The organism is Mangrovibacterium marinum, from assembly GCF_003046625.1.
In the GTDB taxonomy this organism is placed as follows: Bacteria; Bacteroidota; Bacteroidia; order Bacteroidales; family Prolixibacteraceae; genus Mangrovibacterium; species Mangrovibacterium marinum.
On record NZ_QAAD01000004.1, the window covers coordinates 94,787 to 108,654 of the forward strand.

Here is a 13,868-nt window from a genome sequence, read left to right on the forward strand (position 1 = left end):
ACCAAAATTAACATCAATATAAGATTATGAAAAACGTTGTGAAAATTTGTCTGGTAGCGATTATGTTGTTTTCAGCAGGAATTGTTAAAGCACAAAACTTGAAGTTTGCGCATATCGATTCACAAGCTTTAATACAAGAGATGCCTGAAACTGCAGCTGCCCAAAAAACACTGGAAGCTCAGGCCAAAGGTCTTGAGGATCAGTTAGCCAGTATGCAAAAGGAATTTCAAGATAAAGTAGCAGAATATACTCAAAAAGCAGATTCATTGACCGATATCGTGCGTCAGGCTAAGGAAGAAGATTTGCAGAATCTGCAACAACGGATTCAAACATTCAATCAGAGTGCACAGCAAAAGATGCAGCAAAAGCAAGCTGAGTTGATGCAGCCGATTCTTAAAAAGGCAAACGAAACAATTGAAGTGGTCGCTAAAGAGCAAGGGGTTATTTATGTATTCGATTCCAATGCTGTGTTGTATAAATCAAACGCAAGTATCGATTTACTACCGTTGGTTAAGGCAAAATTAGGCATGTAATTTCAAGCTATAAATTATCGAAAAGCCATCTGTTTCAGGTGGCTTTTTTTATTTTTGTCGAAAAGCTATTACATGTCATCAGAATATCATCCCATTGGTGTTTTCGACTCAGGCTATGGCGGACTGACTGTGTTGAAGGAGTTTGTTAACCAACTTCCCGAATATGATTTTTTGTATCTGGGCGACAATGCGCGTACACCCTACGGTACCCGCTCGTTCGATGTGGTGTACGAGTACACGCTTCAGGCTGTTAAAGCTTTGTTCGAGCAAGGTTGCAGGTTGGTGATTTTGGCTTGCAATACGGCCTCTGCAAAGGCTTTACGGACTATTCAGCAACGCGATCTGCCACAGATCGATCCCGCCAGGCGGGTGTTGGGCGTGATTCGTCCCAGTGTTGAATATGCGTCAAAATCGACCAAAAACGGGCATGTTGGCATTCTGGCAACTTCGGGTACTGTTGCCTCCCGATCGTATCCCATAGAGCTCGAAAAATGGTCGGGTGGCTGCGTGACAAATACAACCCAGCAGGCCTGCCCCATGTGGGTACCGGTGGTCGAAAATAGTGAGATCGGTACCGTTGGAGCCGATTATTTTATCCGGCGAGATTTGGAACGCCTGTTTAATAGCGATCCGCAGTTGGACACTTTAATTTTGGGCTGCACTCATTATCCGCTCTTAATCGATAGCATCCGGCAGTATTTGCCCAAGCCTGACGTGGAGATTGTGGAGCAGGGGAAGATCGTTGCAGCCAGTTTAGTCGATTACCTGTCGCGACATCCCGAAGTGGACCAGGCGTGCACGAAGAACGGACGCCTGAATTACCTGACGACCGAGCAGGTTGAACTCTTTGAGCGTCGGGCCCGGCAGTTTATGGGGCAGGAGGTAAAGGCGCAGAAAATTCACCTTTAATACCGGAATAGATCGTTAGGTGTTCCGATTTCAGACTATCGGACATTTGTAACGCAGAATGTTTTGACAAACCACTTGTCGAATCCGCAAGGCGCGGAAGGGGAGGTTATTCTGCAAAAGCGGCGAAGCATTTATACCGTTTTACAGGCTTTTGAGTGGGACTATTGGCCGAATAAATAAACAGGAAGGCCCAAAGTCATCGAACCTCCCTGTTTTGATCGGGCTGAGTTTGCTCTTATTTTACCACAATTGAGGAGGATACACCCCGGCTTGGGTTAATTTTGCAATCTGTCCGACTACGTAGTCTTTGTCTTCGGGGTAGGTAACACCAAACCAAGGTGAATCGGCTTCAAGAACCTTTGTTTTCACTTCACCTGATTGAATGAGCTCGAAGACTACGCTCGGGATGTAGAACTCCGACTTGGGCAGTGTCATTTTTTCATCCAAAAATGCTTTGAACTGTTCTTCCAGGTGCTTGAAAATGGTGGGGTGGAAGCCCCAGAAATTCATCGATGCCGGCGTGTTTTCCGCCACTTCAACCAAGGCCTTGTCGTCATTTTCGAAAACAATTACATCGCCTTGGCGACGAATTTGGTGACGTTCTGTAATCTCAACCAGATTACCCTCGCTGTCGGCTTTGCAAATGCCGCGGCTCACTGTTCCGTTCTCCGAAAGGGTATTTTTCAGGAGGTAACCAATCATGCTGTAGGTGTTCTGCGAAACCTGCTTATTGAAGAAATCGGCCATTGCTTGAAAGGCCTGCGCTCCGTAAAAGTCGTCGGCGTTAATGGCCGCAAAAGGCTCGCGGATGACGTCTTTGGCCATTAGTATGGCATGTCCGGTGCCCCAAGGTTTTTCACGTTCTTCGGGGCAGCTGTATCCCACGGGCAGCTTATCGAGCTCCTGAAAAACGTATTCAACTTCAATTTTTCCGTTTAGTTTTTCATCGAATCGTTCTTTGAAGGCTTCGGCAAAACTTTCGCGAATCACAAAGACGACTTTGCCAAAACCCGCGCGAATTGCGTCGTATACCGAATATTCAAGAATAGTCTCTCCGTTTGGCCCGAAGGGGTCGATTTGCTTTAATCCTCCATAACGGCTCCCCATACCGGCAGCCAGGATTAGTAGTGTTGGTTTCATATTGTTGTTTGGATGGTTAATTATTTCGTGTTTTCTGCTTCCTGGGGCTCACCGTACCAACCCGCATAGGTGCTGTATGCATTGGCAATGCGGTGTAGTTCGTTTGCCGCCAGCTCGGGACTGAGTGATTTTATTTTTTTTGCCGGGATACCCGCGTACACACTGTTTGCTTCAACAAAAGTACCTTTAGTAACCACCGAGCCTGCGGCAATAATGGTATTGTCATTCACAACTGCATCGTCCAGCACTACGGCGTTCATCCCAATCATTACATGGTTTTTGATCGTGCAGCCGTGAACTATTGCGCCGTGAGCAATAATAACATCGTCCCCAATATTGGTAGGCGACTTTTGATAAGTAGCGTGAATAACGGCACAGTCCTGGATGTTGGTGTTATTGCCGATTCGGATGGAATGTACATCGCCGCGGATTACTGCACTGTACCATACACTGCAGTCGTTTCCCATTTCAACATCGCCTATAACAGCCGCATTCTCAGCTAAAAAGCAATTTTCTCCGAACTTCGGAGTTTTTCCTCGAAGTGTTCTTATAAATGCCATAGTCTGTATTGTTTTTTAATTGACTTGTAAAGATAGTAATCCCTTTAATAACGAAACATGATCTTGATTAGCTTATTAATAAATGGTTATTTTTATACCGATGTACAAGCGAAGCAGAGGAGGTGCTCAGGATATCGGCTGGCAATTTATTATTTTTAAGGGCTCTTTTTTTGACATTCATAAGCATTATTGTAGGTATCTAAAATATTTATTACATGAAAGACGCAAAAGTTATAGAACTTGAAGAAGTGGCTATCAGGTTCTCCGGAGATTCGGGGGATGGTATGCAGTTGACCGGAACATTGTTCTCGGATGCATCTGCATTGTTTGGGAATGATATTTCAACTTTCCCGGACTATCCATCTGAAATCCGCGCGCCTCAGGGTACTGTTGGAGGAGTATCCGGCTTTCAGGTTCAGTTTGGTAAAAAGCAAATTACAACACCGGGAGATTATGCCCATGTGCTGGTTGCGATGAACCCTGCTGCCGTGAAAGCAAACGCAAAATTTATGAATCCCGGTGGAACAATCATCTTTGATGCGGATTCATTCACTCAAAAAAACCTGGATAAAGCAGCCTTTAAAACCGATGACCCCTTTGCGGAGTGCGATTTGATTGATTACACCAAAATTCCGGTGCCAATCACAAGCTTGACTCGTGAGAGTTTGAAGGACTACGGTTTGGATAACAAATCCATTCTGCGAAGTAAAAATATGTTCGCTTTAGGATTGGTTTGCTGGATGTTTGGTCGTCCGCTGGACTATATCGAGGGGTATCTGAAGAAGAAATTTGCCAAAAAACCGCTGGTTGTTGAAACAAACCTGCGCGTGTTGCACGACGGTTACAACTACGGAATGAACATGCAACACATGACGCCGCAATACATTGTGCATCCGGCGGCTATTGAACGCGGTATATACCGTAATATAAACGGTAACAATGCTACTGCATGGGGACTGTTGGCCGCCTCGGAAAAAGCTGGCTTAGACCTGTTTTTAGGCTCTTACCCAATTACTCCGGCTACCGATGTGTTGACAGCTCTGGCTGAAAGAAAAGATTTAGGCGTGAAAACCTTCCAGGCTGAAGACGAGATTGCGGGTATTTGTACGGCTATTGGCGCTGCTTTTGCCGGCGACTTGGCTGTGACCTCCACTTCGGGTCCTGGTTTCGCTCTGAAGTCTGAAGCACTTGGCCTTTCAGTGATGGCTGAGCTTCCCCTGGTTGTTGTGAATGTACAGCGTGGGGGGCCGTCAACCGGCTTGCCAACTAAAACCGAGCAATCAGATTTAATGCAAACGCTATACGGCCGTAACGGAGAAAGTCCGGTTGTGGTGCTGGCAGCAAGTACTCCTTCCGATTGTTTCTACTATGCATTCCTGGCAGCAAAAATTGCTTTGGAGCGTATGGTGCCCGTTGTTTTGTTGACGGATGGTTTCTTAGGAAACGGTAGCGAGCCATGGCGCGTGCCATCGATGGATGAGCTGCCTTCAATTACACCGCGTATTGCAAAAGATAGCGCGTCTTTTCAACCTTATAAACGCGACGAAAAAAACTATGCCCGCGAGTGGGCCATCCCGGGTAGGGAAGGTTTCCAGCACCGTGTAGGTGGACTGGAGAAAAACCTGAGTGGTTCGGTGAGTCATGACCCCGAAAATCACCAGAAAAACACCGAATACCGGGCCGAGAAAGTTGAACGGGTGGTGGATATGCTGCCTCAACTGGAAGTGTGTGGCGAACCGGAAGGCGACTTGCTGGTGGTAAGCTGGGGAGGAACCTACGGACATACCTTAAGCGCTGTTCGTGAAATGAGAAATGCCGGAAAGTCAGTTTCATTAGCGCATTTCAATTTCATTAAGCCACTGCCGGCCAATACAAAAGATGTTTTCAGCAAGTTTAAGAAAATTGCGGTATGTGAGCTCAATATGGGGCAGTTTGCCGGTTATTTGCGCGATAAAGTGCCCGGATTTACTTACCATCAGGTGAACAAGGTGAAAGGTTTACCATTCACTGTACTGGAGCTTACACAAAACTTTAATCAATTACTGGAGGACTAATTAATGGCTGAATTCAACTATACTGCAAAAGATTTTAAGAGTGAAAACGAGGTTCGCTGGTGCCCCGGCTGTGGCGACTATGCAATTATGAATGCCGTGCAGCGCACCATGGCCGAAATGAATATTCCGCACGAAAAATTTGCGGTTATTTCAGGTATCGGCTGTTCTTCTCGTTTCCCGTATTATATGAGCACCTTTGGTTTCCATTCCATTCACGGGCGTGCTACTGCAATTGCTTCGGGTGTGAAAACCGCAAATCCCGATCTGAACGTTTGGGTAATTACCGGTGACGGTGATTCATTGGCGATTGGTGGAAACCACTTTATCCACTTGGTGCGCCGTAACATCGATGTGAATCTGGTGCTCTTCAATAATAAGATTTATGGTCTTACCAAAGGACAATATTCGCCAACTTCCGATCGTGGTGTTGTGACAAAGACTTCGCCATTCGGAACCGTTGAAGACCCGTTTATTCCCGGTCAGTTGGTATTGGGGGCGAGCGGTAACTTTTTTGCCCGCGCGGTCGACGGAAATGTGAAACATACGCAGGAGGTGTTGAAACTTGCCGCAGAGCATGAAGGAACTTCCGTTGTTGAAGTGCTTCAGAACTGTGTGATCTTTAACGATGGAATTCATGCAGAGATTGCTGATCCCAAGTTTCGCAACGAGCGGCAGTTGTTCCTGGAGCACGGCAAACCGATGCTTTTTGGCAACGAAAGCGAAAAAGGCCTTGTGTTCGAAAATGGCAAGCTGAAAGTTGTAACCATCGGAACTGACGGATATACCCTGGGCGATATTTTGGTTCACGATGCTAAAACAGCTGATCCGACTCTGCACCTGGCATTGATCAATATGGCCTTGCCCGAATTTCCGGTTGCAATGGGCGTTATTCGCAGCGTTGATGCTCCTGTTTACGATCAGGCTGTGAGAAGCCAGATTGAGACGGTACAGGCTTCTCGTAAGATTTCGAATGTTGACGAGCTGTTGCGCTCGGGTAACACCTGGAAGGTCGATGAAGAATCGAGCAGTGAACCTGTTCCTTTCTTCCTGAAAAAATGTCCGCTGAAAGACGCTTAAAACACGCAATATTTCATTTCAGAAAGGAGGCTTCGGCCTCCTTTTCTTGTTCTGGTGAGTCATGTACCGCTAGCTACGATACTATTGGGTATTCGAAGAGGGAAGAAGAATAAGTCAACTGCTTGATAAATGGATCTTGAACCGAGGAGCGCAGCTAGTTTGCTTGCCACTGGTGATCGATCGAATGCCGGATTTTTGAATGTAATCTGGCGATCGGCTTCACAAGCGTTGTGGAAATTTTACAATTGCTAAACATATCTACTTTGTATTGTAAACGTTTTCATATATGTTTGTTGGGCTATTATTTCAACCAGCTGGATAAGCTTTTTTGCAGAAACGAACCGAATGAACTTTAAACTGACCAAAACAATCCCGAATACGGCTTTGCAGACCGAAAAGCAGTTTGAATCTGTTTTTCGGGAATATTTTGTTCGATTGTGTTGTTTTGCTGATCGTTATACAAACAATGCCGAAGAGTCGAAAGAGGTTGTTCAGGACGTTTTTTTGAAAGTGTGGAATAAACGCGACCTGCTGCCGTTGGATGATGACCTGAAATTCTACCTGTTTCGGTCGGTAAAAAATGCCTGTTTAAACATGCTGCAACATAAACGCGTGGTTGACAAATTTCAGTCGGTACTATATCTGTTGTATGCGGCCAATGAAAAGGATAACATGGTCGTTCAGTCGTTGGAAGCGGCAGAGCTGCAGGATGAAATTAATGCGGCCATTGCTGGTCTTCCTTCCGAATGTAGGCGCATTTTCCTTTTAAGTCGCGAATCCGGGCTAAAATATGCCGAGATAGCTGAAGAACTGAATATTTCGGTAAAAACAGTCGAAACGCAAATGAGTAGGGCTTTGTCGTGTCTGCGTAGCTCATTGAAAGACTATTTGTAACGAGCGCCTGTCTGCAAATCAAAAATAAATCACAAAAAAATCAAATTTGTTGTCAGGGTAAATTGAGGGTGACCTGTATTGCTTATTAGAAACACCGTGCAGATGAATCCAATTATCGACGAAAATATGCTTGTACGCTTTGTCCTTCGGGAAACCACGGAGGATGAAGATCGTGAAATTATACAGTGGGCATCTCAAGCTGAAGGCAATCGGGAGGAGCTTCGAAGCTTCTACGAAACTCATAAGTTGACTCAACGGGATGGCTTGGCGACAACAATGAATGTTGATCAGGAATGGGCTGCATTCTATTCAAATCACATCGCACAGTCCAGATCAAACAAGCCTGGCATCATTTCTCTGCCGAAAAAGTGGATGGGGGTTGCTGCTTCGGTTTTATTGGTGGTAAGTTTGGGACTTGCAGGCCTGCAAACTTACCGTTTAGCGCAAGTTAGCCCCGGCGGACAGGGATTGTTGACCGTTCGGGTACCTTCAGGCGAGAAATCGAGTCTCGTCTTATCCGATGGCACAATTGTTTGGTTGAACTCGGAATCAAGCCTTCGCTACGATGCTAATAATCCCCGGAAAGTAAGCCTGACAGGGGAGGGCTATTTCGAAGTGTCGAAAGATCCGAGCCATCCGTTTATTGTTGAAACTCCTTCGGGGATGAACATTCGGGTATTGGGAACTGATTTCAATGTTCGCAATTACGAAGGTGAGCCATTTGAGGCAACGCTGGATGAAGGAAAGATTGAATTGTTTGGGAAAAAGCTCCAAACAAATCAGTCGATAAAGCCCGGCGAGCAAGCCGTTTTGAGTGATGGTGCTCTTAAAATTAAGCAGGTGAACTCAAGCATCTACAGTGTTTGGCGCAACAACGAACTGAAATTTGAGGATGCCAATTTCGCAGAATTGGTACCCCGCATTGAACGTTGGTATGGCGTAACGATTGACCTGGATCCCCGGCTGGCAACACGCGATTATTTCACCATGACGGTGAAAACGGAAAGTATACGGGAGTTATTCAAAATGATGCAGCTAACATCAAATTTTAACTATGAAATAAACGGGAGTGAAGTACAACTAAAAGCAAATTAAAAAAAAGGAAAGTGTTGCAGCACTTCCCTTTCCATTTATTACGGTTGCAGCCGTAACAAATTCGTTAATAATAAACACTACAAACTTATGAAAAAAATCGGTATGACATTTCGGATACCGCTCTGGTGGTTTCCGAAACAAACTTTGCGTATTATGAAACTAACAAGCCTATTTATTTTGTTGGCTTTCCTGCAGGTTTCTGCCAATGTTTATTCGCAGAATAACCAGGTGGTGCAGATAAAAGCAACAAACCAATCAATTGTCGACGTGCTAAAGACGATTGAGGATGAAACAAACTTCACCTTTCTATTCAACCGGGCCAATGTTGATGTTGATCAGAAAGTCAATATGAATCTGGAGTTCTCAGATGTCGAAAAGGCGTTGGATCAGTTGTTGGAAGGAACCAACATCAAGTATCGGACCTTCAATAACAGTTATGTGCTTTATTCCGATGATAACAGCTCCGCTTCGGGTACTGCCAGCCAACAAACCAAGACTGTAAAAGGGCAAGTGACCTCCGAAAAAGGCGACTTGATACCCGGAGTTACCGTTTTTGTTAAAGGCACGAGCATCGGAACAATTACCGACACCGACGGAAAATACAGCTTGCAGGGAGTACCGGCAAATGGCACATTGGTTTTCTCATTCGTCGGAATGAAAGCGCTGGAAGTACCGGTGCAAAACTTGTCGGTGATCGATGTCACAATGGAAGAGGAGACTATCGGCTTGGAAGAAGTTGTAGCGATCGGTTATGGTACTGTTAAAAAGAAAGATTTGACCGGAGCTGTGTCGACCGTGAAAGCTGATGAGATCAGTATTGCCCCGGTTGTAAACCCAGTGGAAGCGATCCAGGGGCGCGTTGCCGGTTTGGATATTACCCGTGGCGATGGTCGGGCAGGAGGTTCTACCAGTATCCTGTTACGTGGTAACCGTTCGTTGACCGCCAGCAGTGAACCAATTTATATCATTGATGGAATTCAGGGGAGCATTTCAAACCTAAATCCCAACGATATTGAATCAATGGATATTCTGAAAGACGCTTCATCAACGGCAATTTACGGTTCTGCGGGGGCCAATGGGGTGATTATCGTTACAACGAAACAAGCTAGAAGAGGAAAAATTCAGGTCGATTTGGATTCTTATGTCAGCGTGAATGGTTGGCCTTCCTACCCCAGTGCTTTGCAAGGCGATTCCTGGTTGAACTACCTGGAAGAAGGCTACTATGCAACCAATGGAATTCATTCGTCGAGTATGGATGAATTGTTGACAGCTTGGGGAATTGGTTCTGTCAGTTCGTATGTCAATGATAATAAGTGGGTCGATTGGGTTGACGAGACCTTACAAACCGGGGTGCAACAAAACTATTCTGTTTCAATCCGTGGCGGAACAGAAACGGTACAGGCCAATTTCTCTTTGGGCTACAATAAAGTCAACGGAATCTATAAAAACGACTTTCAGGATAAAGCAACCATGAGAAGTAGCATCAATGTTAACGCTGCTGATTGGATTAAATTTGGTCTTCAAACCGGCTTGACCTACACCAACGGAGAAACCCGCAGTAGCCGCATCAACAAAGCATTTGGGCTTGAGCCGATCGGAGACGTATACGACCAAGACGGTAACATTAATGTTTATCCGGCGGGTAAAGAAGCGGGCATCGTGAGTTTGTTGGCCGATGATATTGACGGAACCTATAAAAACAACACCAAAGCTATTGCGGTAACCGCAAACCCCTTTGTGGAACTTACGCTTGCAAAAGGGCTGACAGTTCGTTCTATTTTAGGAACTTCAATTACTGCCAGACGCAACGGGGTTTATAATAGCGACCACACTTACATGATGCTGATTGGTAGCGCCAATGAAATCAGCAATGCTAGTTACAACACTTCATTAGCCTACAGCTACAACTGGGAAAACATCCTGAACTACAAATTTACCATCGGCGAAGATCATGATTTCACAACGACGCTGATTTCGTCTTATGCACACAGTCAACATGAAAGTTCGAGCAGTTACAGCGAAGGATTCTTGTACGACGATTTTGAGTTTTATAATCTGGATGCGGGTTTGAATCCTATCGTCAGCTCATCTTATGGTCATTCAAAAAGAATGTCAGTTGCTGCTCGTGCAATCTACTCTTACAAAGGAAAATATATTATCAACGCATCCGTGCGGGAGGATGCCGCGTCGCAGCTGGCAAAACAATGGGATATTTTCCCGGCAGGAGCATTTGCATGGCGCGTTTCGGACGAGAATTTCATGGCGGGTACTAAAAACTGGTTGAGCAACCTGAAGCTTCGTTTGGGCTATGGTGTATCCGGAAACTCCAATATTTCGGCTTACGTAACTCGCTCAGAAGTGACCAGTGGTGTCGATGCCCTGAACCTGGGAGGAGGTCAACTTGTGACCAATATTCCCACGCAAGCTGTTGGTAATACCGACTTAGGCTGGGAGAAATCGTACAATATGAACATCGGCCTGGATTTTGGCTTATTCGATAATCGGATTGATGGTTCGCTGGAATGGTACGATACCGATACCAAAGACGTAATTTACGCCCGAAACCTGCCTTATTCAAGTGGCGGATATACGGCTAAAATTCCGTACACCATGAATATGAATATTGCCCGCATGAGCAACAAGGGACTCGAATTGACATTGAATACCCGGAATATTCAAACCGATAAATTCAAGTGGAATTCAACCTTCACGTTTGCGCGCAACTGGGAAGAAGTTACTTCCATTGATCTTGGAAGCGGTACAACTGTTGATGATTTGGTATCGTTGGGATTGTTCATGGGATCTCCTAAAAATACAGTTTACGACTATAAAAAGATCGGCATTTGGCAAACCGGGGAAGAAGCCGACGCCGCAGTGTTCGGACTGGCTCCGGGCGATGTGAAAATTGAATCAAGTTTGACCAAAGTTTCGGATGGTGTATGGGAAAAAACAACAACTGATGATGACGGAAACGCTGTGGTAACGCAATATACTGCCGAAAATCCCTATACGATAAATGCATCCGACGACCGCCAGATTGTTGGTCAGGGATCTCCTAAGTGGACTGCCGGCTTCCAAAATAGTTTCAAATACAAAAATTTCAACCTCGATATTTTCATGACCGCTCGTTGGGGACAGATGATCGAGGGGGAATTGTTGGGCTATTTCGGCTACGGTAACAAAAACTTACCGGACATGTACAATTACTGGACGGAAGATAATCCAACAAATGATTTCCCCAGACCTTATTTAAGCAGAAGTACCGATTATTCATCCCCGACTGCCGGCTTGAATATTGTTGACGGTTCGTTTGTGAAAGTCAAGAATATCACCTTGGGCTATACCTTCCCCAAAAAGACGTTGAATACGCTGAGACTTTCAAATCTCTATCTGTACGGAACGCTTTATAACCCATTCGTATTTGCCAAGAGTGATATCCTGGATGGTGTTGATCCGGAGACGAATGCTTCAGATTCATTCCCGTTGTACAAGCAGGTGGTGTTTGGTGTTAATGTTTCATTTTAATCTAGAATCGTATTATGAAAAAGATATTTATCAAAGCCGTATTAATGGCAGTTATCGGAGCAGGTTTGCTAACGGCCTGCGATTTGGACGAATTCAACCCCTCGACAGTTAGTGCAGATATTGCCTACAAAGATCCTGCGGGCTTCGAGAGCCTGATCAACTATTGTTATGATGGTCTATACTATTTCTATGGTAAGATTGATGGTATTGGCATCATGGAAATGGGAACCGATTTGTGGATAAGCGAGACCAAAGAGTCGGGATTCACCCTGTATAACAGTAATATGAATACAGAATTAGGAACACTGAAAGTATTCTGGCAAGGATTTTATTCAACCGTCAATTACTGTAATACGGCCATCTACTATGCCGATCAGGTAGAAGGTTATACCGAAGACGAAAAAAATGCCAAAGTAGCCGAAGCTTATTTTTTGCGTGGCTGGAGTAACCTGCAGTTGGTCGAGCAGTTTGGCGGCGTTGTTTTAAGCACGGAGCCCTCTTCTGTCGCCGGGGTTGACAATAATCCAGTGAGAAGTACAGAGGCCGATTTTTATGACTTAATTATTAGTGACCTGAAGTTTGCCTGCGAACATCTACCAATTAGTCAAGGTGCCGAAAGAGGCCGCGTGTCAAAGAAGGCCGCCTATGGAATGCTCGCGAAAGCCTACTTGCAACGTACTCGCCTGGAAGAGTCTAATGCTTCGGAATATGCCCGTTTGGCCCTTGAAGCAGCCCAGGAGTTGATCGATAACCAAGGCCAATATGGCGTCGCCTTGTACCAAAGCGATGACAATGAGTCGGGTTATACCAAACTTTGGGATGGTCTGAATAATAAGGACAATAGTGAGTTTCTGTTCCTGGAAGCCGTCGATCATGAATCCTCTCTTAATCCTGATTGGTCAAACCGTGGACGTACTCGCCAGTATTACCTGATGGATCTGAAAACTGTTGGAGCCGAGTGGGGAACAACGGAGAAATATTGTGCTTGGTACGGGCGTGCCAACGATCGTGGATTTAAGCCAACCAAGTATTTGTTAACCGAGATTTTCGAGCCCGTAGAAGATCCGGCGGATACGCGCTTTGATGACACTTTCTTTACGGATTATTATAACTCCCGTTGGAGCGACTATACAATCTCACAGGAATTGGTTGATAAATATGGAAAAGATGCGTCGTTGGTCGGTCACGTCATCAAAAATACCGTCTGGACTTACGATACAGATAAAAGTTACTATGGCGTGAATGCCTCCGGTAATGTAAACATGGTTGATGAAGATGAAGATGGATACTTAGACGGATTGAGTGTATTTACACCAAATTATACTATTCCTGCTGAAGAAAAAGCATTGATGCCTTTCCTTTGTGTTGATCCAACAGATATGTTCGATGCTTCCGGACGATGGGTGACATCGGAAAGCAGTTCCATGGGAACCTATTACAAAGAAGTATATCCCTCAATGAAGAAATTTTCTTCTTTGTACTGGATTTCCAACAACCAAAGATGGCAGGGAGACGTGCCTATTCTGCGACTCGGAGAGGTTTATCTGATTGCGGCTGAAGCTGCCCTAAGATATAACAATGATCAGTCACTGGCATCGACTTATGTTAATGCGATTCGTGAACGATCAGCAATCGCCAGTAGAGCCAGTGAAATGGATGTTGCCGATAGTCAGGTTACGCTTGATTTTATTTTAGCCGAAAGAGCGCGGGAATTAGCGGGCGAACAAACTCGTTGGATTGATTTGAAACGCTTTGGCAAATTGACGGATTCATATTTGGCGGAAACCAATCCGGATATTCTAACTTTCGACGAAAGTAAACACATCGTGCGTCCAATCCCGCAGTCATTTCTGGATGCGATTGCCAATCCTGGCGAATTTGGAACCAATGGATACTGATTTGATTTCATAAATAGTTCATTTGTTTGGGTGAACATTTCAAAGAGGAGAAGGCAGAAATGTCTTCTCCTTTTCGTTTTTCTGAAGGTGTAAAATAGTGTAGAAACGTTTTCAATTGGAAAAATAATTAGCTAATATTAAAGATCAATATATCAGTTTAATGCATGATGTAAACGTTAACAT

General features: G+C 44.9%; 10 protein-coding genes. 8 read left to right on the forward strand and 2 right to left on the reverse strand.

Translation table 11 applies throughout. The features are described 5' to 3' along the window. The first annotated feature begins 26 nt into the window (after positions 1–26). Entirely contained in the window at positions 27–533 is a 507-nt protein-coding gene (locus C8N47_RS04960) for an OmpH/Skp family outer membrane protein (protein WP_107821425.1), read from the forward strand. 72 nt (positions 534–605) lie between these two features. Beyond that, positions 606–1,442, forward strand: a complete 837-nt coding sequence (murI, locus tag C8N47_RS04965) for a glutamate racemase (RefSeq protein WP_107821426.1) — start codon at positions 606–608, stop codon at positions 1,440–1,442. A 240-nt stretch (positions 1,443–1,682) separates the two neighbouring features. Here murI and C8N47_RS04970 read toward each other — a convergent pair whose 3' ends face one another. Both C8N47_RS04970 and C8N47_RS04975 read right to left on the reverse strand, forming a co-directional pair. Next, positions 1,683–2,582, reverse strand: coding sequence for a nucleotidyltransferase family protein (locus tag C8N47_RS04970; protein ID WP_107821427.1), 900 nt, complete (start codon positions 2,580–2,582; stop codon positions 1,683–1,685). Positions 2,583–2,602: 20 nt separating this feature from the next. Beyond that, positions 2,603–3,142 carry a gamma carbonic anhydrase family protein gene (locus tag C8N47_RS04975; RefSeq protein ID WP_107821428.1) on the reverse strand — a complete coding sequence of 180 codons (540 nt, stop codon included), beginning with the start codon at positions 3,140–3,142 and terminating at the stop codon, positions 2,603–2,605. Positions 3,143–3,357: 215 nt separating this feature from the next. Here C8N47_RS04975 and C8N47_RS04980 point away from each other — a divergent pair, with 215 nt between their 5' ends. The 6 genes from C8N47_RS04980 (at position 3,358) to C8N47_RS05005 (ending at position 13,685) form a co-directional block, all read left to right on the forward strand. Beyond that, positions 3,358–5,196 carry a 2-oxoacid:acceptor oxidoreductase subunit alpha gene (locus tag C8N47_RS04980; protein WP_107821429.1) on the forward strand — a complete coding sequence of 613 codons (1,839 nt, stop codon included), beginning with the start codon at positions 3,358–3,360 and terminating at the stop codon, positions 5,194–5,196. A gap of 3 nt (positions 5,197–5,199) precedes the next feature. Continuing rightward, on the forward strand, positions 5,200–6,273 hold the full coding sequence (locus C8N47_RS04985; RefSeq protein ID WP_107821430.1) for a 2-oxoacid:ferredoxin oxidoreductase subunit beta: 1,074 nt from the start codon (positions 5,200–5,202) through the stop codon (positions 6,271–6,273). Positions 6,274–6,618: 345 nt separating this feature from the next. Further along, a complete protein-coding gene (locus C8N47_RS04990; RefSeq protein ID WP_107821431.1) occupies positions 6,619–7,167 on the forward strand; it encodes an RNA polymerase sigma-70 factor in 549 nt (182 codons plus the stop codon). Between the two features lie 102 nt (positions 7,168–7,269). Next, on the forward strand, positions 7,270–8,262 hold the full coding sequence (locus C8N47_RS04995) for a FecR family protein (protein ID WP_107821432.1): 993 nt from the start codon (positions 7,270–7,272) through the stop codon (positions 8,260–8,262). Positions 8,263–8,415: 153 nt separating this feature from the next. Further along, positions 8,416–11,787, forward strand: coding sequence for a TonB-dependent receptor (locus C8N47_RS05000; RefSeq protein WP_170111296.1), 3,372 nt, complete (start codon positions 8,416–8,418; stop codon positions 11,785–11,787). A gap of 14 nt (positions 11,788–11,801) precedes the next feature. Next, positions 11,802–13,685, forward strand: coding sequence for a RagB/SusD family nutrient uptake outer membrane protein (locus tag C8N47_RS05005; RefSeq protein ID WP_107821434.1), 1,884 nt, complete (start codon positions 11,802–11,804; stop codon positions 13,683–13,685). Positions 13,686–13,868 lie beyond the last annotated feature (183 nt).

What these genes read in the sequence shown, in the direction of transcription:
- C8N47_RS04960 (WP_107821425.1), top strand. Translation starts at nt 27, where the DNA reads ATGAAAAACGTTGTGAAAATTTGTCTGGTAGCGATTATGTTGTTTTCA.
- murI (WP_107821426.1), top strand. Translation starts at nt 606, where the DNA reads ATGTCATCAGAATATCATCCCATTGGTGTTTTCGACTCAGGCTATGGC.
- C8N47_RS04970 (WP_107821427.1), bottom strand. Translation starts at nt 2,582, where the DNA reads ATGAAACCAACACTACTAATCCTGGCTGCCGGTATGGGGAGCCGTTAT.
- C8N47_RS04975 (WP_107821428.1), bottom strand. Translation starts at nt 3,142, where the DNA reads ATGGCATTTATAAGAACACTTCGAGGAAAAACTCCGAAGTTCGGAGAA.
- C8N47_RS04980 (WP_107821429.1), top strand. Translation starts at nt 3,358, where the DNA reads ATGAAAGACGCAAAAGTTATAGAACTTGAAGAAGTGGCTATCAGGTTC.
- C8N47_RS04985 (WP_107821430.1), top strand. Translation starts at nt 5,200, where the DNA reads ATGGCTGAATTCAACTATACTGCAAAAGATTTTAAGAGTGAAAACGAG.
- C8N47_RS04990 (WP_107821431.1), top strand. Translation starts at nt 6,619, where the DNA reads ATGAACTTTAAACTGACCAAAACAATCCCGAATACGGCTTTGCAGACC.
- C8N47_RS04995 (WP_107821432.1), top strand. Translation starts at nt 7,270, where the DNA reads ATGAATCCAATTATCGACGAAAATATGCTTGTACGCTTTGTCCTTCGG.
- C8N47_RS05000 (WP_170111296.1), top strand. Translation starts at nt 8,416, where the DNA reads ATGAAACTAACAAGCCTATTTATTTTGTTGGCTTTCCTGCAGGTTTCT.
- C8N47_RS05005 (WP_107821434.1), top strand. Translation starts at nt 11,802, where the DNA reads ATGAAAAAGATATTTATCAAAGCCGTATTAATGGCAGTTATCGGAGCA.